Source organism: Nocardiopsis camelliae (assembly GCF_028993595.1).
GTDB classification, from domain to species: Bacteria; Actinomycetota; Actinomycetes; order Streptosporangiales; family Streptosporangiaceae; genus Nocardiopsis; species Nocardiopsis dassonvillei.
In genome coordinates this window covers 4804441-4830317 of sequence record NZ_CP118614.1, presented here as the reverse complement: position 1 = coordinate 4830317, position 25877 = coordinate 4804441, and the positions used below count along the sequence as shown (strand labels likewise).

Annotated in this window: 24 protein-coding genes and 1 pseudogene; 15 read left to right on the top strand and 10 right to left on the bottom strand. The window is 73.8% G+C overall.

All coding sequences use genetic code 11. The features are described from left to right. Window positions 1–175 precede the first annotated feature (175 nt). The 6 genes and pseudogenes from PV789_RS21060 to PV789_RS21035 form a co-directional block, all read right to left on the bottom strand. Complete coding sequence (locus PV789_RS21060) at window positions 176–337, bottom strand: hypothetical protein (protein WP_274974210.1); 162 nt, start codon at window positions 335–337, stop codon at window positions 176–178. Between the two features lie 91 nt (window positions 338–428). After that, complete coding sequence (locus PV789_RS21055; RefSeq protein WP_013154280.1) at window positions 429–1073, bottom strand: hypothetical protein; 645 nt, start codon at window positions 1071–1073, stop codon at window positions 429–431. Between the two features lie 552 nt (window positions 1074–1625). Continuing rightward, window positions 1626–2503, bottom strand: a pseudogene (locus PV789_RS21050) (IS5 family transposase). A 55-nt stretch (window positions 2504–2558) separates the two neighbouring features. Continuing rightward, window positions 2559–3716, bottom strand: a complete 1158-nt coding sequence (locus tag PV789_RS21045; protein ID WP_274974209.1) for an acyl-CoA dehydrogenase family protein — start codon at window positions 3714–3716, stop codon at window positions 2559–2561. Further along, a complete protein-coding gene (locus PV789_RS21040) occupies window positions 3713–5821 on the bottom strand; it encodes an acetyl/propionyl/methylcrotonyl-CoA carboxylase subunit alpha (protein ID WP_013154278.1) in 2109 nt (702 codons plus the stop codon). The genes PV789_RS21045 and PV789_RS21040 overlap by 4 nt, the downstream gene beginning before the upstream one ends. A gap of 7 nt (window positions 5822–5828) precedes the next feature. Continuing rightward, window positions 5829–7439, bottom strand: coding sequence for a carboxyl transferase domain-containing protein (locus PV789_RS21035; RefSeq protein WP_248774640.1), 1611 nt, complete (start codon window positions 7437–7439; stop codon window positions 5829–5831). 125 nt (window positions 7440–7564) lie between these two features. Between PV789_RS21035 and PV789_RS21030 the strand changes: the two genes are divergently transcribed. The 4 genes from PV789_RS21030 (at window position 7565) to PV789_RS21015 (ending at window position 9928) form a co-directional block, all read left to right on the top strand. Continuing rightward, the gene (locus tag PV789_RS21030) at window positions 7565–8149 is read left to right on the top strand and encodes an SACE_7040 family transcriptional regulator (protein WP_274974208.1); all 585 of its coding nucleotides are present in this window, start codon (window positions 7565–7567) and stop codon (window positions 8147–8149) included. 179 nt (window positions 8150–8328) lie between these two features. Beyond that, window positions 8329–8928: a sulfite oxidase-like oxidoreductase gene (locus tag PV789_RS21025; protein ID WP_274974207.1), complete on the top strand. Its 600-nt coding sequence runs from the start codon at window positions 8329–8331 to the stop codon at window positions 8926–8928. Next, window positions 8928–9662, top strand: a complete 735-nt coding sequence (locus PV789_RS21020; RefSeq protein WP_274974206.1) for a ferredoxin reductase — start codon at window positions 8928–8930, stop codon at window positions 9660–9662. Before PV789_RS21025 ends, PV789_RS21020 begins: the two co-directional genes overlap by 1 nt. After that, on the top strand, window positions 9659–9928 hold the full coding sequence (locus PV789_RS21015; protein ID WP_274974205.1) for a DUF6510 family protein: 270 nt from the start codon (window positions 9659–9661) through the stop codon (window positions 9926–9928). Before PV789_RS21020 ends, PV789_RS21015 begins: the two co-directional genes overlap by 4 nt. 49 nt (window positions 9929–9977) lie before the next feature. Here the strand turns inward: PV789_RS21015 and PV789_RS21010 are convergent, their stop codons facing one another. Then, complete coding sequence (locus PV789_RS21010) at window positions 9978–10298, bottom strand: hypothetical protein (protein ID WP_274974204.1); 321 nt, start codon at window positions 10296–10298, stop codon at window positions 9978–9980. A 300-nt stretch (window positions 10299–10598) separates the two neighbouring features. Between PV789_RS21010 and PV789_RS21005 the strand changes: the two genes are divergently transcribed. Next, window positions 10599–11975 carry an NAD(P)/FAD-dependent oxidoreductase gene (locus tag PV789_RS21005; RefSeq protein ID WP_274974203.1) on the top strand — a complete coding sequence of 459 codons (1377 nt, stop codon included), beginning with the start codon at window positions 10599–10601 and terminating at the stop codon, window positions 11973–11975. Between the two features lie 103 nt (window positions 11976–12078). Here PV789_RS21005 and PV789_RS21000 read toward each other — a convergent pair whose 3' ends face one another. After that, window positions 12079–12369, bottom strand: a complete 291-nt coding sequence (locus PV789_RS21000; RefSeq protein WP_047869300.1) for a metal-sensitive transcriptional regulator — start codon at window positions 12367–12369, stop codon at window positions 12079–12081. 293 nt (window positions 12370–12662) lie between these two features. Between PV789_RS21000 and PV789_RS20995 the strand changes: the two genes are divergently transcribed. The 5 genes from PV789_RS20995 (at window position 12663) to PV789_RS20975 (ending at window position 18177) form a co-directional block, all read left to right on the top strand. Next, the gene (locus PV789_RS20995) at window positions 12663–12908 is read left to right on the top strand and encodes a DUF2630 family protein (RefSeq protein ID WP_274974202.1); all 246 of its coding nucleotides are present in this window, start codon (window positions 12663–12665) and stop codon (window positions 12906–12908) included. A 114-nt stretch (window positions 12909–13022) separates the two neighbouring features. Then, window positions 13023–13718, top strand: a complete 696-nt coding sequence (locus tag PV789_RS20990) for a DUF4126 domain-containing protein (protein WP_274974201.1) — start codon at window positions 13023–13025, stop codon at window positions 13716–13718. 84 nt (window positions 13719–13802) lie between these two features. Continuing rightward, window positions 13803–14477 carry an HAD family hydrolase gene (locus tag PV789_RS20985; protein ID WP_274974200.1) on the top strand — a complete coding sequence of 225 codons (675 nt, stop codon included), beginning with the start codon at window positions 13803–13805 and terminating at the stop codon, window positions 14475–14477. A gap of 310 nt (window positions 14478–14787) precedes the next feature. Further along, window positions 14788–16791 carry an acetoacetate--CoA ligase gene (locus PV789_RS20980; RefSeq protein ID WP_274974199.1) on the top strand — a complete coding sequence of 668 codons (2004 nt, stop codon included), beginning with the start codon at window positions 14788–14790 and terminating at the stop codon, window positions 16789–16791. Between the two features lie 87 nt (window positions 16792–16878). Beyond that, entirely contained in the window at window positions 16879–18177 is a 1299-nt protein-coding gene (locus PV789_RS20975; RefSeq protein WP_274974198.1) for a heparan-alpha-glucosaminide N-acetyltransferase domain-containing protein, read from the top strand. Here the strand turns inward: PV789_RS20975 and PV789_RS20970 are convergent. Beyond that, complete coding sequence (locus tag PV789_RS20970) at window positions 18155–18841, bottom strand: hypothetical protein (protein WP_274974197.1); 687 nt, start codon at window positions 18839–18841, stop codon at window positions 18155–18157. The genes PV789_RS20975 and PV789_RS20970 overlap by 23 nt on opposite strands. A gap of 59 nt (window positions 18842–18900) precedes the next feature. After that, complete coding sequence (locus PV789_RS20965) at window positions 18901–19485, bottom strand: GNAT family N-acetyltransferase (RefSeq protein WP_274974196.1); 585 nt, start codon at window positions 19483–19485, stop codon at window positions 18901–18903. 410 nt (window positions 19486–19895) lie between these two features. Between PV789_RS20965 and deoC the strand changes: the two genes are divergently transcribed. The 5 genes from deoC to PV789_RS20940 all read left to right on the top strand — a co-directional run bounded on the left by deoC (window position 19896) and on the right by PV789_RS20940 (window position 25876). After that, window positions 19896–20843, top strand: a complete 948-nt coding sequence (gene deoC, locus PV789_RS20960) for a deoxyribose-phosphate aldolase (RefSeq protein ID WP_274974195.1) — start codon at window positions 19896–19898, stop codon at window positions 20841–20843. A gap of 5 nt (window positions 20844–20848) precedes the next feature. Continuing rightward, complete coding sequence (locus PV789_RS20955) at window positions 20849–22279, top strand: aldehyde dehydrogenase family protein (RefSeq protein WP_274974194.1); 1431 nt, start codon at window positions 20849–20851, stop codon at window positions 22277–22279. Continuing rightward, entirely contained in the window at window positions 22272–23234 is a 963-nt protein-coding gene (locus PV789_RS20950; protein ID WP_274974193.1) for an aldehyde dehydrogenase family protein, read from the top strand. Before PV789_RS20955 ends, PV789_RS20950 begins: the two co-directional genes overlap by 8 nt. A gap of 163 nt (window positions 23235–23397) precedes the next feature. After that, the gene (locus PV789_RS20945) at window positions 23398–24195 is read left to right on the top strand and encodes a purine-nucleoside phosphorylase (protein WP_274974192.1); all 798 of its coding nucleotides are present in this window, start codon (window positions 23398–23400) and stop codon (window positions 24193–24195) included. 10 nt (window positions 24196–24205) lie between these two features. Beyond that, complete coding sequence (locus PV789_RS20940) at window positions 24206–25876, top strand: phospho-sugar mutase (protein WP_274974191.1); 1671 nt, start codon at window positions 24206–24208, stop codon at window positions 25874–25876. Window position 25877 lies beyond the last annotated feature (1 nt).

Below are 25877 nucleotides of genomic sequence, written 5' to 3'. Positions count from 1 at the left end.
CAGCGTTCTTCGGGGACGCTGCGCGTCGGGACGGGCTACCGCCCTCAACGACCGCCTGCGGCGCGGTGTCTTCCTGGTTCGGGCGTCCGAAGAACGGGAACCCCGTGGGCGCCCGAACCGCACACGAGAGGAGCGCCCATCCGGGGTGACCGGGTGGGCGCTCCGCCGTCTCGGGTCAGCGCCGCTCGCCGGGCGCCTGGGACTCCTCCTCGTCGCGGAACAGGTCCGCACGGGAGATGCGCGCGGTCGCGTTGGGGTCCGGGGCGTTGGTCTCCTCCTCGTCGTCGCGGAACAGGTCCGCGCGCGAGATGCGGTGCGTCGCGTTGGGGTCACTCATGAGGGCGGTACTCCTTGTTGCTACGGGGGCAAGGCGAATTTTATCCGCCTCACGGGCGGGTCCGGGTGCCCGGACGTGCGCGTGAGGCCGCTCAGCGGCCGGGGGCGCGCCGTTTCCAGGCCTCGGCGGGGATCCGCTCCACGAGGGCGATCAGGTAGTCGGCGGCGGTCACGGCCCGGTCGGGATCCAGCCGCATGGCCGCCCACGTGAGGACGTAGTCCCCGCTGAAGCGTACGGGAAGGGAACGGGACCTGGGATCGGTCAGCAGCCACTTGGTGACCACGTTGTCGAGCACGGCCCCGGTGAACGCGGGATCGTTGCCCGTCGCGTGGAAGGCGCCGGCGAAGTCGTCGTCGGAGGCGTCCGGGTCCCACCTGCGCAGTATCTGTAGTTCGGCGTTGGGTCCGGGGGTGCGCACGGCCACCACGCGGTGGACGCGGCGGATCCGCTCCGTGCCCCTGCCCGCCGTGTGGGTCTGCTCGAAGGCGACGACCAGGTGCTGGCCCCGGCGGCCGGTGAGCACGTGCTGTGCGCGCGGGTGCGGCCCGAGGGCGGCACGGGGGAGTACGGCGTCCCCCAACGGGCTGGGGAGCTGTTCGGTGTAGGTCCACCCGCGTTCACGCGCCCATCCGCGCAGCTCGGTGGAGCGTTCCTTGCGGAAGTGCGCGGCGACCGCGATCGTGCCGGCCGACATGACGACGGCGACCAGCGCGATCACAGACAGGGCGCCTTCCATGTCTCCTCCGGCTGGGGGATGTGAGGTGGCCGTGGGCCGCGAAGAGCCCATCCTGAGCGGGTCGGGTCGGGAAAGTCGGGGACCCGCGCTGGCCGTACGGGTCCATTCTGTGTTGATTTCGGGTGCTTGTCACCCCTTGTTGTTGTTCCGCGGTGACGCTGGGGGGCCGCGGCCTCGCGGTGTCCGCCCACGGTCTACCCGGAACGGGCGCGACGTCACCGTCACCGCGCGTCCCCGCCCGGTCACCACCTGCGCGAACGCCTTCCTCCGCGCGGCTCGGGGACCCTCCTTCGCCTGCCACACGGCCCTTCCCGCCCCCGCGGCCCCGACGGTGCGCGGTCATGCGGCGGACACGGAGGGTGAGGGCTGTCCGGAACCGGCCACCGTTCGCCCCGCCCGTGCCGCAACCGCTCCTCGCACGTCAACCGCCGACGCGGCGCTCCGCCCGGGTCCTCGGCGTCCCAGCACCCGGCCCGGGCCGAGCCAGGCCCGTACGCCGCCGACCGGACCCGGGCGTGAGAGCGCACACGCCCGGGTCCGCGGACGGGGGGCCTAGGCACTGTTTTTTGGATCGGTGAGGTTGCGCAACCAGATCCGGATCGAGGCCACCAACACGGTCCCGTCAAAGATCGCGGCCCGCTTGTCGTAGCGGGTCGCGACCGCCCGGTTCTGCTTGAGCAGGTTGATGCACCGCTCCACGGTGTTGCGGCCCCGGTAGGCCGCCCGGTCGAAGACCGGAGGCCTACCACCCGCCGATCCCTTGCGACGGCGGTTCTCGCGCTGGTCCCTGGGCTGGGCGATGGTCGCTTTGATCTTGCGACGACGCAAGTGGTCCCGGTTCGCCCGGCTGGAGTAGGCCTTGTCGCCCAGCAGACGGTCCGGGCGGGTTCGAGGTCTACCCACGCTGCGCGGCAACCGCAACGCACCCATCACCGGTGCGAACATCAGGCCGTCCCCGCGCTGGCCGGGACTGGAGAGCACGACCAAAGGACGCCGCTGGGAGTCGGCCAGCAGGTGGATTTTAGTGGTCAACCCGCCCCGGGAGCGGCCCAGGGCCTCGGCCCCGTCCGGTTCGTCCCGGACATGGTCCCCTTTTTCGCGGCCCCGGCTGCGTGCTGGTGGGCACGGACACTGGTGGAGTCGATCCCCACGATGAGTTCCTCGCCGCTGTCGGCGTCGATGCGCAGCCGGTCGGCGATGCGTTGCCAAGTGCCGTCGAGGGACCAGCGGCGATGGCGGCCCGCGACGGTTTCCCAGGGGCCGTAGCGTTCGGGCAGGTCCCGCCAGGGGATGCCGGTGCGGGCACGGAACAGGATGCCGTTGATGATGCGGCGGTGGTCGGCCCACTTCTTGCCCTTGCGCGGGTCGGCGGGCATGAGGGGGGCGAGCAGGGCCCACTCGGCATCGGAGAGTTCATGACGACCGGCCATGACACGACCCTGCCAGAGCAGACCCTGTCGCACACCCACTTCTACAAAACAGGCCCTAGGCGGGCAGGCCCAGCTCGCGGGCGATGAGCATCTTCTGCACCTCGCTGGTGCCCTCGCCCACCTCCAGGATCTTGGCGTCCCGGTAGAAGCGGCCCACGGGGTAGTCGTTCATGAACCCGTACCCGCCGAACACCTGCGTGGCGTCCCGCGCGTTGTCCATGGCCGCGTTGGAGGCCACCAGCTTGGCGACCGCCGCCTCCTTCTTGAAGGGCTCGCCCGCCAGCATGCGCGAGGCCGCGTCGTAGTAGGCCAGCCGCGCGGTGTGCGCACGCGCCTCCATCTCCGCGATCTTGAACTGGATCGCCTGGTAGCTGCCGATCGCGTTGCCGAAGGCGTGCCGCTCGTGGGCGTAGCGCACGCTCTCGTCCACGCAGCCCTGCGCCAGGCCCACCGACAGCGCCGCGATGGCGATGCGGCCCTCGTCCAGGATCCGCAGGAACTGGGCGTACCCGCGCCCGCGCTCGCCGACCAGGTTCGCCTCGGGCACCCGGCAGTCCTCGAAGACCAGCTCGTTGGTGTCGGAGGCGTTCCACCCCACCTTGGAGTACTTCTGGCCCACGGAGAAGCCCGGTGTGCCCGCGGGCACCAGGATCGAGGAGATCTCCGGCCGCCCGTCCTCCCGGCGCCCGGTCACGGCCGTGACGGTCACCAGCGCGGTGATGTCGGTGCCCGAGTTGGTGATGAAGGACTTGGTCCCGTTGATCACCCACTGGCCGTCCTCCAGGCGGGCCGTGGTCCTGGTGGCGCCCGCGTCAGACCCGCCGTCGGGCTCGGTCAGCCCGAACGCGCCCAGCGCCTCGCCCGAGGTCAGCCGCGGCAGGTACGCCTTCCTCTGGTCCTCGGTGCCGAACCGGAAGATCGGCATCGCGCCCAGCGACACCCCGGCCTCCAGGGTGATCGCCACCGAGGAGTCCACCCGGGCCAGCTCCTCCAGGGCCAGGCACAGGGCGAAGTAGTCGCCGCCCATGCCCCCGTGCTCCTCGGGGAAGGGCAGCCCGAACAGGCCCATCCGGCCCATCTTGGCGACGATCTCGTACGGGAAGGCCTCCCGCTCGTAGTAGTCGCCGATGACCGGGGCGACCTCTTCGCGGGCGAACTCCTCCACGGCGGCCCGCAGGTCGGCGTGCTCGGTCGAGAGCTGGTGACGGTTCATGCGTGCGACTCCTCGCTGGTGGCGGGGGAGGGCGCGTCCGACGGGGTGTCGGCGGACGCGTTCGGAACGGGTTCGACGGTGACCAGGACGGCGTCCATGGGCACGGACGCGCCGGGGCGCACCGCCACGGCCGCGACGGTCCCGTCGACGGGTGAGGTGACGGAGTGCTCCATCTTCATGGCCTCCACGACGGCGAGCGGGGTCCCCGCGCTCACCGTCTGCCCCACCCGCACGGCGACGGAGAGCACCGTGCCGGGCATGGGGCTGCGCACGGTCCCGTCGGCGGCGGCGTCGTCCTCGCGCAGCGCGGCCGCGACGGGCTCCTCGTGCAGGCTCCAGGCGGCGCCGCCCGAGCCCAGCCAGCGGTGCGCGGTGCCGGGGTCGTCGGCGCGCGCGTAGGTGCGGGTGGCGTAGCCGTCGGTGACGGTGAGCCGGGTGCCGTCGGCGGAGCGCCGGGCCCCGAACGCGACGGGTTCCCCCTCCGCCACGCTCACCAGGTAGCGCCCGGGCTCCCCGTCGCGGCGCACCCGGACCGCGACGGCCTCGCGCCCGGAGAGCCGCAGCCGCCACGGGGTCCAGGCGGGGCCGCCCATCCGCCAGCCGTCCGGCACGGCGAAGCGGTCGGCGCCCGGCTCCGTCTCCAGGTCGAGCTGGTGGTCCAGGGCCGCGGCCGCGTACACCTCGTCGAGCGTCCGCTCGGGAGCCGGTGCGGGCGGGTCGGAGGCGATGAGGTCGGTGCTCAGGTCCCCGGCGACCACACGCGGGTGGCGCAGCAGCCGGCGCAGGTAGGCGGTGTTGGTCACGCAGCCCAACAGCTGGTAGGAGGCCAGCGCGGAGTCCATCCTGTTCAGGGCCTCGGCGCGGTCCGCGCCCCAGGTGATCACCTTGGCGAGCATCGGGTCGAAGTCCGAGGTGATCCGCCCTCCCTCGGCGATGCCCGAGTCCACCCGGACCTCGTGCCCCCGGGGTTCGGCGAGGGACAGGATCGGCCCGCCGGTGGGCAGGAACCCGCGGTCGGCGTCCTCGGCGTAGATCCGCGACTCCACGGCGTGCCCGACCCAGGACACGTCGGACTGGGCGAAGGGCAGCTCCTCCCCGTAGGCCACCCGCACCTGGAGTTCCACCAGGTCCACGCCGCGCTCGCCGCGCACCGCGACGACCTCCTCGGTGACCGGGTGCTCGACCTGCAGGCGGGTGTTCATCTCCAGGAACGAGAACGACAGGTCGCCGCCCCGCCCCGCCTCGGCGATGAACTCCACCGTGCCCGCTCCCACGTACCCGCACGAGCGGGCGGCGGCCACGGCGGCCTCGCCCATGGTGGCGCGCTGGGTGTCGGTGAGCAGCGGGGAGGGCGCCTCCTCCACCACCTTCTGGTGGCGGCGCTGGAGGCTGCACTCGCGCTCGCCCAGGTGCAGGACGTTGCCGTGGGCGTCGGCCATGACCTGCACCTCGATGTGGCGGGGCCGCTCCACCAGCCGCTCCACCAGCAGGGTGGAGTCGCCGAAGGAGGCCAGGGCCTCGCGCCGGGCGGCGGCGGCACCGGCTACCAGGTCGTCGGGGGAGTGCACGGACCGCATGCCCTTGCCGCCGCCCCCGGCGGAGGGCTTGATGAGCAGCGGGTAGCCGGTCTCCTCGGCCGCGCGCAGGAGTTCGTCGTCGCCCAGGGGCCGCCCGGGCTTCTCGGTGAACCCGCCCAGGACGGGCACGCCCGCGGCGGCCACGGTGTCCTTCGCGCGGATCTTGTCGCCCATGGCCTCGATCGCCGAGGCAGGGGGGCCCACGAAGACCAGTCCGGCGTCGGTGCAGGCGCGCGCGAAGCCGGCGTTCTCGGACAGGAAGCCGTAGCCGGGGTGCACGCCGGTGGCGCCGCAGTCCAGGGCCAGGGCGACGATCGCCTCGGCGTCCAGGTAGTGCTCCACCCGCAGCGCCAGGTCGGCGGCGAGGGTGTGCGGGGCGTTCGCGTCGGCGTCGGTGTACACGGTGGCCGGGCTGATGCCCATGCGGCGCAGGGTGCGCATGACGCGCAGCGCGATCTCGCCCCGGTTGGCGACCATGATGCGCGCGGGCCCGCGGACGCCCGGGTTGGTGCGTGGCGTTGTGGTCAAGGGTTCCTCACATCCGGAAGACGCCGTAGCCCACCGGCTCCAGCGGGGCGTGGCGGGCGGCGGACAGGGCCATGGCGAGCACGTCGCGGGTGTCGGCGGGGTCGATGACGCCGTCGTCCCACAACCGCGCGGTGGAGTAGTACGGGCTGCCCTGCTCCTCGTACTGGTCGCGCACGGGCGCCTTGAAGGCCTCCTCGTCCTCGGCGGACCACTCCTGCCCGCGCGCGGCCATCTGGTCGCGGCGGACGGTGGAGAGCACCGAGGCGGCCTGTTCCCCGCCCATCACCGAGATGCGCGCGTTGGGCCACATCCACAGGAACCGGGGCGAGTAGGCCCGCCCGCACATGCTGTAGTTGCCCGCGCCGAAGGACCCGCCCACGACCACGGTGAACTTGGGGACGCGGGCGCAGGCCACGGCGGTGACCATCTTCGCCCCGTGCTTGGCGATACCGCCCGCCTCGTAGTCCCGTCCGACCATGAACCCGGAGATGTTCTGGAGGAAGACCAGCGGCACGCCGCGCCGGTCGCACAACTCGATGAAGTGGGCGCCCTTGAGCGCGGACTCGGCGAACAGGATGCCGTTGTTGGCGACGATCCCGACCGGGTGGCCGTGCAGGTGCGCGAACCCGGTGACCAGGGTCGTGCCGTACTCGGCCTTGAACTCGGTGAACTCGCTGCCGTCCACGATCCGGCCGATGACCTCGCGCACGTCGTAGGGGGTGCGCGTGTCGGCGGGCACCACCCCGTACAGCTCGCCGGGGTCCAGCGCCGGGGGACGGGGCTCGCGCACCTCCCACGCGGGCGGTTCGGGCGGGCCGAGGGTGTCGGCGATGCGCCGGACGAGGGTGAGGGCGTGCGCGTCGTCGTCGGCCAGGTGGTCGGTGACCCCCGACACCCGCGAGTGCAGGTCGCCGCCGCCCAGCTCCTCGGCGGTGACGACCTCGCCGGTGGCCGCCTTGACCAGCGGCGGGCCGCCCAGGAAGATCGTGCCCTGCTCGCGCACGATGACCGCCTCGTCGCTCATCGCCGGGACGTAGGCGCCGCCCGCCGTGCACGAGCCCAGCACCGCGGCGATCTGCGGGATGCCCATCCGCGACATGGTGGCCTGGTTGTAGAAGATCCGGCCGAAGTGCTCGCGGTCGGGGAAGACGTCGTCCTGCATGGGCAGGAACGCGCCCCCGGAGTCGGCGAGGTAGACGCACGGAAGCCGGTTGTGCAGCGCCACCTCCTGGGCGCGCAGGTGCTTCTTGACGGTCATGGGGTAGTAGCTGCCGCCCTTGACCGTGGCGTCGTTGGCGACCACGACCGTCGGGCGGCCCATGACCCGGCCCACGCCCGCGATCATCCCGGCACCGGGGGCGTCCTGTCCGTCCGCGCCGTAGAGCCCGTACGCGGCCAGGGGGGCGATCTCCAGGAAGGGGGAGCCGGGGTCCAGGAGGAGGTCCACGCGGTCGCGCGGCAGGAGTTTGCCCCGCTCGACGTGCCGTGTCCGGGTCCTCTCCGGGCCGCCCAGGGCCGCGGTGGCGATCCGCTCGCGCAGCTCCAGGGCGAGGGCGCGGTTCGCCGCGTCGTTGGCGGCGAACGCGGGCCCGGCGGTGTCCACCGCCGTGCCGAGCACAGGTGCCCTGCTCATGGTGTCCTCTCGTGGAGGGGTGTTAATGCTCACTAACATCTGGGATGTTAGTGACTACTAACATGGGTGTCCAGGGCCCGGCGCGACACCGGGGGAGGGGAGGAGACCGGATGGGGGCCAGACCCGCGGGCGAGCGGCGCGCGGCGCTCCTGGGCGCGGCGGCGCGGCTCTTCGCCGAGCGCGGCTACCGGGGGGTGTCCATCGACGACCTCGGCCGCGCCGTCGGCACGACCGGGCCCGCCCTGTACCGCCACTTCCGCGGCAAGCAGGAGCTGCTCGGCGCGGTGCTGGTGGACGTCAGCGAACGCCTGGCGCTCCGGGGCGGCGAGCTGGTGGTGCGGGCGTCGGGCGCCGAGGAGGCGCTGGAGGCCCTGCTGCGCGGGCACATCGCCTTCGCCCTGGACGAGCCCGACCTGATCACGGTGCACGACCGGGAGCTGGGCAACCTCACCGACGCCGACCGGCGCCGGGTGCGCCGCCTCCAGCGCGGCTACGTCGAGCAGTGGGTGGGGGTGCTGGGCGAGCTGCGCCCCGACGCCTCGGCCACCGTCCTGCGCGCCGCCGTGCACGCCGTGTTCGGGCTGCTCAACTCCACCCCGCACAGCCGGGGCGAGCTGTCGCGGCGGCACATGGCGGGGCTGCTGCTGGAGATGGGCCGGGCCGCCCTGACGGTCCCCGCCGCCGAGCCCGACTGAGCGTTCGCCCCGAGCCGCTTTCGGCCGCCGTCCCCCCCGTACCCGCGTGCTCCTCCGCTACCGGGCGCCCCCGCCCGCCGTGCCCCTGACGGCCCATCCCGGGATTTGGCGCCGGTCATGCCCTGCGCTGACCCGCCGCCGGGTAGACAGGGCGCCAGGCACCGGAGAGGAGGAGCGCCATGAACGTGGTGAGCAGGGGTTTCCAGGGGCGCAGGGGAGGCGACCCCTCGCGTGTGCCCCCGGGGCAGTACGAGACCCACGACTTCCCCGTCCTGTCGGCCGGTCCCACACCGCACGTGGACACGGCCGAATGGACCTTCGCGATCGCCGACGAGGCGGGCGGCACGCACTCCTGGACGTGGGACGAGTTCCTGGACCTGCCCCAGGAGCGGCCCCGCGTGGACATCCACTGCGTCACCCGCTGGTCCAAGCTGGACACCGACTGGGCGGGCGTGAGCGTGGACATCCTCCTGGAGGACGTGGAGACCGCGGCCGAGTACGCCCTGGCGGTCAGCCACGGCGGCTACACCGCCAACCTGCCGCTCCAGGACCTCACCGACGGCCGGGCCTGGGTGGTGCACAGCTTCGGCGGGGAACCGCTGGCCCCCGAACACGGCGGACCCGCCCGGCTGCTGGTCCCGCACCTGTACTTCTGGAAGTCGGCCAAGTGGGTGCGCGGGCTGCGGCTGCTCGACGGGGACGAGCCCGGGTTCTGGGAGCAGGCCGGGTACCACGACTACGGCGATCCGTGGCGCGAACAGCGCTACCAGGGCGACTGATGGCGGCCTGGCGGCCCGCCGAACTGGTGGCCGACCGGTGGGAGACCGCGAGCGCCAGGACCCTGGTCCTGGAGGTGCCGGGGTGGCCCGGGCACCGGCCGGGCCAGCACGTGGACGTGCGCCTGACCGCCGAGGACGGCTACACCGCCCAGCGCGGCTACTCGATCGCCTCGGCCGCGGACGGCGGGCGCGTCGAGCTGACCGTGCAGCGGGTGGCGGGCGGGGAGGTCTCCCCCTACCTGGTGGACGTGTTCGCGCCGGGCGACCGGGTGGAGGTCCGCGGTCCGCTGGGCGGCTGGTTCGTGTGGGACGCCGCGTCGCCCGACCCGGCGGTCCTGGTGGGCGGCGGCTCGGGCGTGGTCCCGCTGATGGCGATGGTGCGCGAGCGGCGCCGGACGGGCGGCCGGGCCCTGTTCCGGGTGCTGTACTCGCTGCGCACCCCCGAGGACCGGTACTACCGGGACGAGCTGGGCGCGCACCGGCCGGGCGACGGAGGGGTCGACGTGTTCCTGGCCTACACGCGCCGCGCGCCCGAGGGCGCGGTCCGGGGGCCGGGACGGCTGGGCGTGGCCGAACTCAACACGCACGGCCTCCCCGCCGAGTTCGCGCCGGTGTGCTTCGTGTGCGGGCCCACCGGCTTCGTGGAGACGGTGGCCGACGCCCTGGTCGCGCTGGGGCACGACCCCCGGCGGGTGCGTACCGAGCGTTTCGGCTCGGGTGGAGGTGGCGGATGAGGGAACCGGAGCACCTGGACGCCAACGCGCTGGCCGGACCGCTGTCGGAGATCATGTCGGTGGACCTGACCTCGGCCGAGCGCCGCTGCTCGGTGTGCGGGGCGTGCGGGACCTTCGCCGAGCTGTACGTGACGACGGACGGACCCGGTCTGGTGGCGAGCTGCCCGCGGTGCCGGACCCTGGTCCTGCGGCTGGTGCGCACACCCGACAGCGTGTGGCTGGACCTGGGCGGCACCGGGGTCGTCCGGATCCGGCTCGGGCCCTGACAGGGGGCCGGGGCGGGCCCGCGGCCCGCCCCGGCACCACGCCCGCGTCCTACACGCCGCCCGTGGCGCCGCCCGTGTCCGTGCCCTGCTCCGCCGGAGCCGCCGGGGCCTCGTCGGCGGGTGACTCCTGAACGGGACTCTCCTCGGCGGTGGTCCCCGGGGCCCCGTTGACCTCCGGCGGGTCCTCGTCCTCCCCGACGACCGGCGGGTCGGTGTTCTCCCCGAAGACCCCGTCGAAGAGGAAACCGAGCACTCCCCCGGGACGCGAGTCGTCCTGGTCCGCGGTGGCGGCCACGGCGGCCCCCGTACCGGCGACGGTCAGTCCGGCGGCCAGTACCGCCGCGGCGGTGATCCTGGTGAACGTACGCATACGCGTTCACGACTCCCTTCGTGTCGAGCGTCAGTGCCTGACGTGATTATCTTGTTACAGAAAGTCACGGAAATCACGAACTCCCCCGCACGGGTGTTTCGGACCGGTCCGGGGGCCGCCCCGTCCTCCACAGGGGCCGCCAACGGCGGGCAAAGTCCCCGGCAGGTCACGGGTGGCGGCTCCGGGATCCGCCGACCCGGCCATACATTGGCCGCGGTCTTGTGGGTAGTGCTGCGTCCAACGGCCCAACGGACGCACTCAGCCGTCCCGCCCCACGACACGTCAGAAGGAGCGCTGTCTATGTCTCGGCCTCGTATCGTGGTGGTCGGCGCGGGCTTCGGTGGTCTCCACACCCTGCGCCACCTCGAACGCCGCATCCCGGCGGGCGCGGCGGACATCGCCCTCGTCGCGCCGCACGACTACATGCTCTACAGCCCCCTGCTGCCGCAGGTGGCCTCCGGGCTGCTCACACCGCAGTCGGTCGCCATGTCGGTGCACCGGCTGACCCGGCAGACCCGGTTCGTCCCCGGACACGCCGTCGGCGTGGACCCGGGGGACCGCGTGGTCGTCGTACGGCGCCCCACCGGCGAACTCGCCCCGGTCCGCTACGACCGCCTGGTCCTGGCGCCCGGCGGGGTCACCCGCGCCTTCGACATCCCCGGTCTGGCCGAGCACGCCTACGGCGCCAAGACGCTGGCCGAGGCGGTGCTCCTGCGCGACCACGTCCTGGCCCAGCTGGAGCTGGCCAACGACAGCCGCGACCCGGCCGAGCGCGAGGAGCGCTGCCGCTTCGTCGTCGTCGGCGGCGGCTACACCGGCGTCGAGACCGCGGCCTCGCTCATGCGCCTGTGCCAGGAGGCGGCCAAGCGCTACCCGGACCTGCGCTCGGTGATCCGCTGGCACCTGGTGGACATCGCGCCCAAGGTGCTGCCCGAGCTCGGCGACCGCCTCGGCCGCAAGGCGCTCGACCTGCTGCGCTCCATCGGCGTCGAGGTCAAGCTCAAGGTGAGCGTGCGCGAGGTGACCGACGACAAGGTGGTGCTCACCGACGGCCGCGCCCTGCCCTGCCGCACCCTCATCTGGACGGCGGGCGTCTCGCCCAGCCCGCTCATGTCGACCCTGGACAAGCCCACCCAGAAGGGGCGCCTGGAGGTCGGCGCCGACCTGCGGGTCCCCGGACTCGACGACGTCTTCGCCGTCGGCGACGCCGCGGCGGTGCCCAACCTCTCGCACGAGGACAGCGACTACTGCCCGCCGACCGCCCAGTACGCCACGCGCCAGGCGGCCACCGTCGCCGAGAACGTGGTCTCGTCGGTCCTGGGGCGCCCGATGAAGGAGTTCCGGCACCGGGACATGGGGCTGGTCGTGGACCTGAGCGGCAACGACGCGCTGGCGCGCGTCATGCAGATGGAGCTGAGCGGACTGCCCGCGCTGGGCGTCACCCGCGGGTACCACCTGATGGCGGTGCCCTCGGCGACCGCGCGGGCGCGCATCCTGGCCAACTGGGGGATCCGCAAGGCCACCGGCGGCGACACCTCGCGCCTGGGGTTCGCCGACGGCGGGCGCCCGTCCTCGTTCGTGGCCAACGAGTCGGTCGACTACCTGGACGCGGAGGCCTCCCGCCGGGAGGGCGCGCGCCTGCTGGAGAACCTGCACGCGCGCTACGGCGTGCACTGACCGGGGGCCGTCCGGACTCCGCCGGGTCCGGACCGCCGTGCCCCGCCGGCCTGCCGCGACGCCCCGCCGCGGCAGGCCGGGCGCGGGGGCGGGAGCGGCGGGGTCAGGAACGGACCAGGCGGGCGATCGCCTCGGAGGCCTCGCGCACCTTCGCGTCCGCCTCCTCGCCGCCGTTGGCCACCGCGTTGGACACGCAGTGCTTGAGGTGCTCGTCGAGCATGGACAGCGCGAAGGACCGCAGCGCCTTGTTGGCCGCCGACGTCTGGGTCAGGATGTCGATGCAGTACTGGTCGTCCTCGACCATCCGCTGCAGCCCGCGGATCTGGCCCTCGATACGGCGCAGCCGGTTGATGTGGCTCTGCTTGTCGTTACTGTAACCGTGGGTCGCAGCCATGCTCCCGCTTCCGTGTCGTTCCTGCTCAGATGCCATTACCATACCCCCTCGTGGTATCCAACGGCGGGGGCCGGGAACGCATTCCGCCGGTGCGCCCCCCGTGGACGCGCGTCTCACCGCCAACGCGGCCGTAGTAGGAGTTTCCCAGACGAACGGGGACCGGTCGCCGCGCACGCGGACGCCCGCGTGCCGTGCGCGGGGGCCGTCACCGCGCGTAAACGTCCGGTCCGCTCTGGGCAACGCGGGGGTGGGGAGCCTTGCCCGCGGCCCCGCCCCGAACCGACCATGGCGGTATGACTGACAGCGCCGAGAACGACATCATGGCCACCATCCGCGGACTGATCGACGAGGAGCACGCGCTCCGCTCCACCGCCGGAGGGCTGGACCCGCAGGAGCGCGCCCGCATCAAGCAGGTCGAGGAGGCGCTCGACCAGTGCTGGGACCTGCTCCGCCAGCGCAGGGCCCGCAGCGAGTTCGACCAGGACCCCGACGAGGCCGAGCCGCGCCCCGTCTCCGAGGTCGAGAACTACCGGCAGTAGGGGGCCGGACCGAGAACCCCGCGTGCTCCGCGAGCGTCAACACGGGTACAGCGGCGCCGGGCGATGACCGCACGACCGCACGGCGCCCCACCCCGGGAGCACAGAAGGAAGCGCATGCTCACCACACTGACCGGGTTGGGCCTGGCCTCCGCGGCCGGGCTCAACGCCTACATCCCCCTCCTCCTCGTCGGACTGCTCGCACGCTTCACCGACCTGGTCCCGCTGGGGGAGTCCTGGCAGTGGATCGAGCACCCCGCCACCCTCGTGGTCCTCACCGTGCTGCTGGTCGTGGAGTTCGCGGCGGACAAGATCCCCGCGGTCGACAGCTTCAACGACGCCCTCCAGACCGTGGTGCGGCCCACCTCCGGCGGCATCACCTTCGGGGCGGGGGCCTCCGCGGTGGAGTTCGGCGAGATCACCGGGGCCGCCTCCGGCGCCGCCGCGGGCGGGGACGGGGTCTCCTGGTGGGCGGTGGTCGCGGGCGTGGTCGTCTCCCTGGCCTTCCACGCGGTCAAGTCCCTGGCCCGGCCGGTGGCCAACTCCGTGTCCCTGGGGTGCGCGGCCCCGGTGGCCTCCTTCCTGGAGGACGTCGTCAGCTTCGTCACCTCGCTGCTGGCCCTCCTGGTGCCCGTCCTCGTCCTCGTCGTGTTCCCGCTCATGGTGGCGGCGGGCGTGTGGGCGGTCCGGCGCGGGCGGCGGCTGCGCCGGGAACGCCGCGAGGCGCGGGGCGCCGGCCCGCAGGGGACGGACACGGGCGAGCCCACCGGCGCGGAGGGCGGTGGCCCGGCGGGGGAGACCCGTCCCGGGTGAGGCTCCCCGTCGGGCGCGGGAGCCGGGCCGGGGTGGCGCACGACGCATTCCCCGACCGGGGCCGGTGCCCGTAAAGTGCGGTCAATGGCTGAGACGACTTTCGACCGACACGACAGCACCCACATCGTCTGGGACTGGAACGGCACCCTCCTCAACGACAACCACGCCAACCTCGCCGCGGTGAACGCCGTGTGCGAGCTGTTCGGCCGCGACCCCGTGGAGCTGGACCACTGGCGCTCCGTCTTCCGCCGTCCCCTCATCCCCTGCTACGAGGAGCTCCTCGGCCGGGCCTTCGAGGAGGGCGAGTGGGAGCGGGCCGAGAGGCACTACGACAGCAGCTACCAGGAGCTGCTGTCCTCCTGTGAACTCACCGCGGGCGTCCCCGACGTCCTGCGGGAGTGGACCCGCGGCGGCGGCACCCAGTCCCTGCTGTCCATGGCCTCCCACGAGCACCTGGTGCCCCTGATCGAGGAGCGCGGGCTGACCGGGCACTTCACCCGGGTGGACGGCCGCCGGTTCCAGACCGAGGACGACTCCAAAGCCGAGCACCTGGTGCGCCACCTCGAACACCAGGGCATCGACCCGGCCCGGGTCGTGCTGATCGGCGACATCGACGACGACGCCCGCGCCGCCCGCGAGGCCGGGGCCCGCTCCATCCTCGTCACCAGCGGCCTGATGTCCCGCGCCCGCCTGGAGGCCACCGGCTCCCCGGTGGTCGACTCCCCGGCGGCCGCGGTGGCCGCGCTGCGCGGCGACTGAGGCGACCGCCCGGTCCGGGGCCGCCGCCCGCGCTCCGGAAGGCGCGGCAAAGATCCGGTCACCGGCTCTCCCACCCGCCTCCGGCCCCTGTCAACGGGTACCGCCCACGCCCGCGCGCCCGCCCGGCGGCGGGTCCCGCACACAGGTCCCCTCCCACCGGTGACCTGCGCACTCGACGCGCCCCCCGGCCCCCGTCACCCCGGGGGCCGGGCCGTGGCCGCCGACATGTGGTGTTGTTAGATGGGTCTCACAGCAACACACGGCCGGCAACACGCCGTGCGGAACACAGTGCGAATGGGAAGGCGGGCCAATGACGGAGAACAGCGTGCCCCGGGTGCTCTGGAAGCCCGACGGGGAGAGGGCCGCGTCCTCCAACATCGTCGCGTTCGCCCGATGGGCCGAGCGCGAGAAGGGGGTCCGGGCCTTCGGCGACGCCTCCGCCGCGTCCTTCGACTACGACTCCCTGTGGCGCTGGTCGGTCACCGACGTCGACGGCTTCTGGGAGTCGGTCTGGGAGTACTACGGCGTGCGCTCCGACACCCCCTACGAGCGGGTCCTGGGCGAGCGCGCCATGCCCGGGGCCGAGTGGTTCCCCGGTGCCACCCTCAACTACGCCCGGCACCTCTTCGAGGGCCGCGACGACGACCGCGTGGCCATCCGCCACGCCACCGAACTGCGCGGCCTCGGCGAGTGGACCTGGGGCGACCTGCGCCGCCGCACCGCCGCCATCGCCGCCGGACTGCGCGGACTGGGGGTGGGCCCCGGCGACCGCGTCGTGGCCTACCTGCCCAACCTGCCCGAGACCGTCGCCGCCTTCTACGCCGCGGCCTCCCTGGGCGCGGTGTGGTCCTCCTGCTCCCCGGACTTCGGCGTGCGCAGCGTCATCGACCGCTTCGCCCAGATCGAGCCCAAGGTCCTGCTCGCCGTGGACGGCTACCGCTACGGGGGCAGGGACTTCGACCGCCGCCCCGTCGTGGAGGAGCTGCGCGCGGCCCTGCCCACCGTCGAGCACACCGTCCTGCTCGACTACCTCCACCCCGGGGAGTCCCTCGACGGCACCCTGCCCTGGGGCCGACTGGAGGAGTCCGGGGCCGGGGCCGAGCTGGAGTTCGCCTCCGTCCCCTTCGACCACCCCCTGTGGGTGCTCTACTCCTCGGGCACCACCGGCCTGCCCAAGGCCATCGTCCACGGGCACGGCGGCATCCTGCTCGAACAGCTCAAGAACCTCCACCTGCACCTGGACGCCCGGGAGCACGACCGGGTCTTCTGGTTCACCACCACCGGCTGGATGATGTGGAACTTCCTGGTCAGCGTGCTGCTGACGAAGGCCTCCATCGTCCTGTACGACGGCAGCCCCGCGGCCCCCGACCTGGACGCCCTGTGGGACCTGGCCGCCGAGGCCGGGGTCACCGTCTTCGGCACCAGCGCAGGGTTCCTCTCCTCCTGCATGAAGGAGGGCGTCCACCCCCGCCGGGGCCGAGACCTGTCCGCGCTCAGGGCCATCGGCTCCACCGGATCGCCGCTCAGCCCCGAGGCCTTCTCCTGGGTCTATGAGGAGTTCGGCGAGGACCTGTGGCTGTTCTCCACCTCCGGCGGCACCGACGTGTGCAGCTGCCTGGTCGGCGGCACCCCGACCCTGCCCGTCCACGAGGGCGAGATCCAGTCCCGGGCCCTGGGCATGGCCGTGGCCTCCTGGGACCCCGAGGGCAGGGAGCTGGTCAACGAGGTCGGCGAACTGGTCGTCACCGAGCCCGCCCCGTCCATGCCGCTGTTCCTGTGGGGCGACGACAGCGGCGAGCGGCTGCGCGACAGCTACTTCTCCGTCTACCCGGGCGTCTGGCGGCACGGCGACTGGATCGCGATCACCGACCGCGGCACCGCGGTCATCTACGGCCGCTCCGACTCCACCATCAACCGCGGCGGCGTGCGCATGGGCACCAGCGAGATCTACCGCGCGGTCCTGGCCCTGGACGAGGTCGTCGACGCGCTGGTCGTGGACGTGCCCCAGGCCGACGGCTCCTCCCGGATCGAGCTGTTCACCGTGCTGCGGGAGGGCGCCGACCTGGAGGGCGACCTGCCCCGGGAGATCGCCCGCCGCATCCGCACCGACTGCTCGCCCCGCCACGTGCCCGACCGCGTCCGCGTCATCGGCGCGGTGCCCCGGACCCTGTCGGGCAAGGTCCTGGAGGTGCCGGTCAAGCGCATCCTCATGGGGGAGCGGCCCGAGCGGGTCGCCAGCCGCGACTCGCTGGCCAACCCCGAGGCGCTCGACTTCTTCAGCACCCTGGCCGGGGAGCGGGAGAGCGCGGGCTGACGGCGGCGGCGCCGGGGCACGTGGCCGCCACCGGCCACGTGCCCCGGCCCGTTGTTGCCGCGCGGGCGACGGCATAGCCTGACGGGCGTGACACAGAACCAGTCCGGCGAGACCTCCGCCGCCCCCGCGGGCCCGTCCTCGGGCCGGGGCCGGATCGACGGCATCGACGCCGCACGCGCCCTCGCGGTGTTCGGGATGTTCGTCGTCCACCTCGGCGTGGAGTCCATGGGGCTGCTGTCGCCCGAGGGCTACGCCTGGGACCTGCACGGTGTCGTGCGCGGCAACTCCTCGGCGCTCTTCGCCCTCCTGGCGGGGACCTCCCTGGCCATGATGACCGGGCGCACCGACCCGGTCGGCGGCGACCGCCTGCGCGGGGCCGTCGTGCGCATCCTCACCCGCGCGGCGCTCATCGGCGTGCTGGGCCTGGTGCTGGACCTCATGGGGGTCCCGGTCGCCATCATCCTGACCTACTACGCGGGCTTCTTCGTGCTGGCCCTGCCCCTGCTCAAACTGCGCTCGGGCGCGCTGTGGACGGTGGCGGGCGCCCTGGCCGTGCTCGGCCCACCGCTGTCGTTCCTGCTGCGCGACAATATCTTCCCGCCCTCGCCGCGCACGTCGTCGCTGTCCTCGCTCAGCGAGTTCTTCCTGACCGGCTACTACCCGGCGATCACCTTCATGGCCTTCGTGACCGCGGGGATGGCGCTGGGGCGGCTGGACCTGGCCGCCACCGCGGTGCGGCTGCGCCTGCTGGCCTCCGGCGCCGTCCTGCTGCTGTTCGGACACCTCGGCTCCTGGGTCCTGCTCAACCCGACGGGCGGCATGGACCGCCTGGTGGAGGCCAGCGGCCCCGCCCTGACCGGCCTGCCCCCGGGCGAGGTCACCGACGAGGCGACGGCGGCCCTGGTGCGCGCCGCGGTGGTCGAGGAGACGCAGTCGCTCTCGGGGCAGGTGCCCACCGACTCCTGGTGGTGGCTGGCGGTCGGCACGCCCCACACCGGCACCACCTTCGAGATCGCCGAGGCGGTCGGCCAGGGACTCGTGCTGCTGGTGGTGTGCATGTTCCTGTGCGACCGCTTCCGGGCCCTCATGTACCCGCTGACCTCGGTCGGCCGGATGCCGCTGACCGTCTACACCGGGCACATCCTGGCCCTGGCGATGGTCATCGCCGCCTCCGGCGGGATCGGCTGGCACCGGCCGTGGCTGCTGGAGGGCTTCGTCCTGGGGGCACTGGTCTTCGCCACCCTGTGGCGGCTGACGGCGGGCAGGGGACCGGCCGAACTCCTCCTCGGGGAGGCCGCAGACGGCATGGTCGCCCTGGTGGAGGAGCGAAGACCCGCCGCCGACGGAGGCCCTCCCCACCGTCCTAGCGACGGTCCCCCCGCGTGATCCTGGCCGAGGTGCGGTCGCGGTGGGCCAGGGAGTCGGTGGTGGTCCGCGCGTTCTGGCGCATGAGCCTGCGAGCGTCGTCGGCCGCCGACCGCGCGACCGCCTGACTGGCCACGGGGCGCTGCGCGACCTCGGCGTCCTCGGGCAGGCCGATGTCCATGGGCAGGCCCGCCCGGCTGATCACCCGCAGTTGGGCGTCCTCCTGCGACTTGGAGGGCCGGATGTCGCCGTCGGGGGTGCGCCACGCCTTCAGGCGGGCGTGCAGCCAGTCGGTGCCCTGGTAGTCGGGGCCGCTCGGCCACGGCACGCCGTCGGGGCGGTGCCCCAGCGCGTGCAGCGCGTCGGCGACGGTCCACCCGGCGGAGAAGAAGCGCGCGGTCTCGTCGCGCAGCACGCGAAAGTCCACACGGCGCAGGGACGCCTCCTCACGGCGCAGCGTCTCACAGGCGTCGTGCACGTCGCGGGGGGTGTGCCGGGTGCGGTGCAGGGGGTCGGCCTCCGGTTTGCGCAGCAGGGAGTCGTCCACCGTCACGATCACCTCGCCGCGGCGGTTGTCCCAGACGCTGACCTCCTCGCGCGCCCACCCCTGGGACTCGGCCAGCGCCACCGCCATCCTGCGCAGGTCGACCCGCTCGTCGTCGCTGCTGATCCGGAACTCCGCCATGCGCCCAGCCTAGACGAGCCCTTTCCCCGGACCGGAACGCGCCGGACCCCCGGCTCCGCTCAGTCCCGCTGCACCGGGCGGACCATCACCAGCTGCGGTCCCCCCGCCGTGTCCACGAAGCGGCGGCCGGTGAAGACGAACCCGGCGCGCGCGTAGACGCGGGCCGCCGCGTGGTTGGCCTCGTCCACGCACAGCACCAGTTCGGCCGCCCGCGGCGCCACCTGCGCGGCCAACCGGTCCAGCAGCGGCGGGGAGCACACGGCCCGCCCCACGCCCCGGTTCTGCCAGGCGGTGGTGACGTAGAAGGCGCGCAGCAGCACCGCCCGCGCCGGGTCGGGTACCAGGTCGCGCGCGTGCACGGCCCGGTCCAGCACGCCGAAGCCCGCGCAGGCCGCCCGCGCCCCGGCGGCGTCGGCGACGGCTCCCGGACCGACGACGGCGAAGGGCGTGCGCGCCGGGTCGGCGTCGGCGGCGGGCAGGGTGGTCACCGGCAGCAGCACGTGTCCGCGCTGGCCGGGCGGCAGGCGGTGGCGCAGCACGGCCCGCCGCAACAGGTCCGTCTCCGGTGTGGCCCGGTCCAGCCGCACCAGGCGCACCGGCTCCGCCCCGCCCGCGCGTGGCCCGCTCCGCTCTCCGGCCGACATCACCGCTCCCGTCGCCTCGGGGTCCGCTCCTCCGGCTCCCGGGTCCGGCGGTGCGGGTCGGGGGGAGGATTCGGGCCAGTCTCGCATCTCGCCCAGGTGCGAAAAGGGAGTGGTCCGGTCTAGACCGCGCGTGTCCTTCCCAAAGGTGACAGAACAGTACGGATGCCCTTTTCTGGGGGTTCTCCGTGCCGTATTGGAGGAAAGGACGACGAAAACCCAGGGCATGCCTTGGAGGCTCCTCCAACCTTGGGCGGCTCGATCCGGACGGGTGCTGACGGCGGCCCCACCCGGCGTTAGGGTGACTGCCTGACGGCCCGGCCTCGCGGGAAGACCTCCCCGCGCGCCGCGCCGCGAGCCCCGTTTCCGCTGGCCACAGCGGACGGGCAGGCCAGCAACCCGACGAGCTGTAGGTGCCCGTGCCCCACACCCCATTCGCGCCCGAGGCGGCGACCAACCGCGAACTCCGCGCGTTCCTGCACGGCCTCCCGGGCGTGGACGAGGTCGGCGCGCGAGCCCGCGCCCAGGACCTGTCCACCCGGTCGGTCAAGACCACCGCCAAGGCCCGGGCCATCGACCTGGCCATCTCCATGGTGGACCTGACCACCCTGGAGGGCGCCGACACCCCCGGCAAGGTCCGGGCCCTGTGCGCCAAGGCCGCCCACCCCGACCCCGCCGACACCACCGTGCCCCGCGTGGGCGCCGTGTGCGTCTACCCCGACATGGTCGCCACCGCCGTCGAGGCGCTGCGCGGCACCGGGGTCGGCGTGGCCTCGGTGGCCACCGCCTTCCCCTCCGGCCGGGCGCCCATGGAGGTCAAGCTCGCCGACACCCGCCGCGCGGTCGCCGACGGCGCCGCCGAGATCGACATGGTCATCGACCGCGGCGCCTTCCTGTCCGGCGACTACCTCAAGGTCTTCGAGGAGATCGCCGCGGTCAAGGAGGCCTGCGGCGCCGCCCACCTCAAGGTCATCCTGGAGACCGGCGAGCTGGCCACCTACGACAACGTGCGCCGCGCCTCCCACCTGGCCATCCGGGCCGGGGGCGACTTCGTCAAGACCTCCACCGGCAAGGTGTCCCCGGCCGCCACCCTGCCGGTCACCCTCGTCATGCTGGAGGCGGTCCGCGACCACCACGCCGCCACCGGCAGGCGCGTGGGCGTCAAGCCCGCGGGCGGCATCCGCACCACCAAGGACGCCATCCGCAACCTGGTCCTGGTCAACGAGGTCGCCGGTCCCGACTGGCTGACCCCCGACCTGTTCCGGATCGGCGCCTCCAGCCTCCTCAACGACCTGCTCATGCAGCGCACCAGGCTGTCCACCGGCACCTACCCGGGCCCCGACTACTACACGCTGGACTGAGAGCCGTGATCTTCGAGTACGCGCCCGCACCGGAGTCCCGCTCCGTCGTCACCCTGCGCGAGAACTACGAGCTGTTCGTCGACGGCGCCTTCACCCCGGCCGAGGGCGGCGAGTACCTCACCACCCTCAACCCCGCCGACGAGACCGAGCTCGCCCGGGTCGCCGTCGCCGGACCCGCCGACGTGGACCGGGCCGTCGCCGCCGCCCGCCGCGCCTTCGACACCGTCTGGGGGCCGATGCCCGGCGCCGAGCGCGGCAAGTACCTGTTCCGCATCGCCCGCATCATCCAGGAGCGCTCGCGCGAACTGGCCGTGCTGGAGTCGATGGACAACGGCAAGCCCATCAAGGAGACGCGCGACGTCGACCTGCCCCTGGTCGCCGCGCACTTCTTCTACCACGCCGGGTGGGCCGACAAGCTCGCCCACGCCGGGCTGGGCCCCGACCCGCGCCCGCTGGGCGTGGCCGCCCAGGTCATCCCGTGGAACTTCCCGCTGCTCATGCTCGCGTGGAAGGTCGCCCCGGCGCTGGCCACCGGCAACACCGTGGTGCTCAAGCCCGCCGAGACCACCCCGCTCACCGCGCTGGCCTTCGCCGAGATCTGCCAGGAGGCCGACCTGCCCCCGGGCGTGGTCAACATCCTCACCGGCGCGGGCGAGACCGGCCGCGCCCTCGTGGAGCACCCGGGCGCCGACAAGGTGGCCTTCACCGGCTCCACCGCGGTCGGCCGCCAGATCGCCCGCTCGGTCGCGGGCACCGGCAAGCGCCTCACCCTGGAACTGGGCGGCAAGGGCGCGAACATCGTCTACGACGACGCGGCCCTGGACCAGGCGGTCGAGGGCGTCGTCTCGGGGATCTTCTTCAACCAGGGCCACGTGTGCTGCGCCGGTTCACGGCTGCTGGTCCAGGAGTCGATCGCCGGGGAACTGCTGCCCCGGCTCAAGGAGCGCGTCGCCAAGCTGCGCCTGGGCGACCCGCTGGACAAGAACACCGACATCGGCGCGATCAACTCCGCCGCGCAGCTGGAGCGCATCCGCGAACTCACCGGCACCGGCGAGGAGGAGGGCGTCGAGCGCTGGTCGCCCGCCTGCGAGCTGCCCGCGAGCGGCTACTGGTTCGCGCCCACCGTCCTGACCGGCGTCAGCCAGTCCCACCGCGTGGCCCGCGAGGAGATCTTCGGCCCCGTGCTCTCGGTGCTGACCTTCCGCACCCCCGAGGAGGCCGTGGCCAAGGCCAACAACACCCCCTACGGCCTCTCCGCCGGGGTGTGGACCGAGAAGGGCTCGCGCATGCTCTGGACCGCCGAGCGCCTGCGCGCCGGGGTGATCTGGTCCAACACGTTCAACAAGTTCGACCCGACCAGCCCCTTCGGCGGCTACAAGGAGTCGGGATACGGCCGCGAGGGCGGGCGGCACGGATTGGAGGCCTACCTTGGCTGAGCGGCGCGAGAACCGGAAGACCGCCAAGAGCGCGGCCGGGGCCGCCGAGGCCGCACGGGGCGCGGCCGACGCCGCCGCGCCCGCCCGGCTGGCGGTCCGCAAGACCTACAAGCTCTACCTGGGCGGGGCCTTCCCCCGCTCCGAATCGGGCAGGAGCTACCCCGTGACCTCCGCCAGCGGCCAGCACCTGGCCAACGCCCCGCTCGCCTCCCGCAAGGACGCCCGCGACGCCGTGGCCGCCGCGCGCAAGGCCTTCGGCGGCTGGTCGGGCCGCACCGCCTACAACCGCGGCCAGATCCTGTACCGGGTCGCGGAGATGCTGGAGGGGCGCCGCGACCAGTTCGCCGCCCGGGCCGCGGTCGCGCAGGGGCTCTCCCGCGCCGACGCCGAACGCGTGGTCGACGCCGCCGTGGACCGGTGGGTGTACTACGCGGGCTGGACCGACAAGGTCGCCCAGGTCCTGGGCGGCGCCAACCCCGTCTCGGGGCCCTACTACAACCACTCCGCGCCCGAGCCCACCGGCGTGGTCGCGGTGTTCGCCCCCCGGAACGCGCCGCTGCTCGGCCTGACCTCCGTGGTCGCCCCCGTGATCGCCACCGGCAACACCGCCGTCGTGGTCGCCTCCGGGGACGCGCCGCTGGCCGCGATCGACCTGGCCGAGGTGCTGGCCACCTCCGACCTGCCGGGCGGCGTGGTCAACCTGCTCACCGGACGCGTGCCGGAACTGGGGCCCCACCTGGCCTCGCACGCCGACGTCAACGCCCTGGACCTGACCGGCGCCGGGGACCTGGCCGCCGAGTTCGAGAGGGCCGCCGCCGACACCCTCACCCGGGTGCTGCGCCCCGGCCCCGGCTCCGACGGCGGCGAGGACGCCTGGCTCGACCCCGATCCCGGTACCGCGCGTCTGAAGCCCTTCCTGGAGACCAAGACGGTCTGGCACCCCGTGGGGATCTAGGGGCACCGAGGCCGCCGCCGGTGCGACACAGGGGTTCCGCCGGCGACGATCCCGTACCCTCGGCGCGTCCGGGCCGCCCGGACGCGCCGCGGGCAGCAGGATCACGCGTACGGCACCGCGTCCGCGCACCCTTGCCGGGCGCCAACGAACGGAGAGACCCGCTGTGACTCGCACACCCCAGGCAGCCGCCGAGGAGGCCGCAGCCGAACTGCGCTCGCGCACCGGCGTGGACGCCTACGACGTCGCCCTGGTCATGGGATCGGGGTGGGCCTCCGCGGTCGACCTGCTCGGCGACTCCGGCCAGGAGCTGCCCACCACCGACCTGCCCGGCTTCGTGCCCCCGGCGGTGGAGGGCCACAGCGGCACCGTGCGCAGCATCAGGGCGGGCGACCGCTCCCTGCTCGCCTTCCTGGGCCGCACCCACCTGTACGAGGGCCACGGAACCGACGCCGTCGTGCACGGCGTGCGCACCGCCGTGGCGGCCGGGGCCACCACGGTCGTGCTGACCAACGCCGCGGGCGGCATCAACCCCGCCTACGCGGTGGGGACCCCGGTGCTCATCGCCGACCACCTCAACATGACCGCGCGGTCCCCGCTGACCGGTGCGACCTTCGTCGACCTCACCGAGACCTACACCCCCGCCCTGCGCGAGCTTGCCCGCTCGGTGGACCCCTCCCTGCCCGAGGGCGTGTACGCGGCCATGCCCGGCCCGCACTTCGAGACGCCCGCCGAGATCCGCATGCTCAGCGCCATGGGCGCCGACCTGGTCGGCATGTCCACCGTGCTGGAGGCGATCGCCGCCCGCGCCGCGGGCGCCCGCGTGCTGGGCCTGTCCCTGGTCACCAACGTCGCGGCCGGGCTCACGGGGGCCAACCTCGACCACGAGGACGTGCTGGCCACCGGCCGCGACGCCGCCGGAACGGTCGGCCGCCTGCTCGCCGACATCACCGCCAAGCTCTGAGGGGAACCCCATGACCGACCTCGCCCGGGCCAGGCAGTGGATCGCCCAGGACCCCGACCCCGACACGCGCGCGGAGCTGGCGGGACTGGTGGAGCGCGCCGGCCGGGGCGAGGCCGACGCGCTGGCCGACCTGGACTCCCGCTTCGGGGCCCGCCTGGAGTTCGGCACCGCCGGGCTGCGCGGCGCCCTCGGCGCGGGCCCCAACCGGATGAACCGGGTGGTGGTCATGCGGGCCGCCGCGGGGATCGCCGCCTGGCTCGGCCAGAGCCCCGGGCACGTGGTCATCGGCTACGACGCCCGGCACCGCTCGTCGGACTTCGCGCGCGACAGCGCCGCCGTCCTCACCGGTGCCGGGCACCGCGTGTCCCTCATGCCCGGACCGCTGCCCACCCCCGTCCTGGCCTTCGCCGTCCGCGACCTGGGCGCCGACGCCGGGATCATGGTCACCGCCAGCCACAACCCGCCCCGGGACAACGGATACAAGGTCTACGCGGGGGCGGCCAAGGCGGGCGGCGGCGCCGACGCGGGAACCCAGATCGTCTCCCCGGCCGACGCCGAGATCTCCGCCGCCATCGACGCGGTGGGCCCGGTCGACGAACTGCCCCTGGGCGAGGGGTGGACGGTTCTGGGGGAGGAGGCGGTGGAGCGCTACCTGGACGCGGTCACCGCGCTGGTCCCGGGCGGGGACCGCGACCTGGCCACCACCTACACCGCCATGCACGGGGTGGGCGGCCGGGTGCTGCTGGCGGCGATGGAGCGGGCCGGGTTCCCCCGTCCGTCCGTGGTCGCCGCCCAGTTCGAGCCCGACCCCGACTTCCCGACCGTGGACTTCCCCAACCCGGAGGAGCCCGGCGCCATGGACATGGCGCTGGCCACCGGCGCCGCCGACCGCTCCGACCTGGTCATCGCCAACGACCCCGACGCCGACCGGCTCGCGCTCGCGGTCCCCGGACACGGTCTGCTCACCGGCAACGAGGTGGGCGGGCTCCTGGCCGAGTACGTGCTCGACCACACCAGCGGGTCCGACCGGGTGGTGGCCGCCTCGATCGTCTCCTCCAGCCTGCTCGGCAAGATCGCCCGCGACCGGGGCGTGCACTACGAGGAGACCCTCACCGGCTTCAAGTGGCTGGCGCGCGCGGGCGGTCCCGGGCAGCGGCGGGTCTTCGCGTTCGAGGAGGCGCTGGGCTACTGCGTGGGCGCCGACGGCGGCCGCCCCGTCGCGGACAAGGACGGGATCAGCGCGGCCCTGGTGGCGGCGGCGCTCGCCGCACGCGCCAAGCGGCGGGGGGCGACCCTGCTCGACCTGCTCGGCGACCAGGCGCGCCGGTACGGCCTGCACCTGGGCGACCAGCTGTCGGTGCGGGTGGAGGACCTGTCGGTCATCTCCGCGGCGATGCGGCGGTTGCGCGCCGAACCGCCCGCCGCGTTCGGTCCCCTGCGGGTGGTGGGGGTGGACGACTTCGCCGCCGGACACGCGGGTCTGCCGCCGACGGACGCCCTGCGCTTCCGGTTGGAGGGCAGGGGACGTGTGACGCTCAGGCCCTCGGGGACCGAACCCAAGCTGAAGGCCTACGTCGAGGTGGTGCTGGATGTGGACGGTGACGTGGCGGCCACCCGCGCACTGGGCTCGGACCTGCTCGCCGAGCTGATGGCCTCGGTCACCGTGGCTGTCGGGGGTTGAG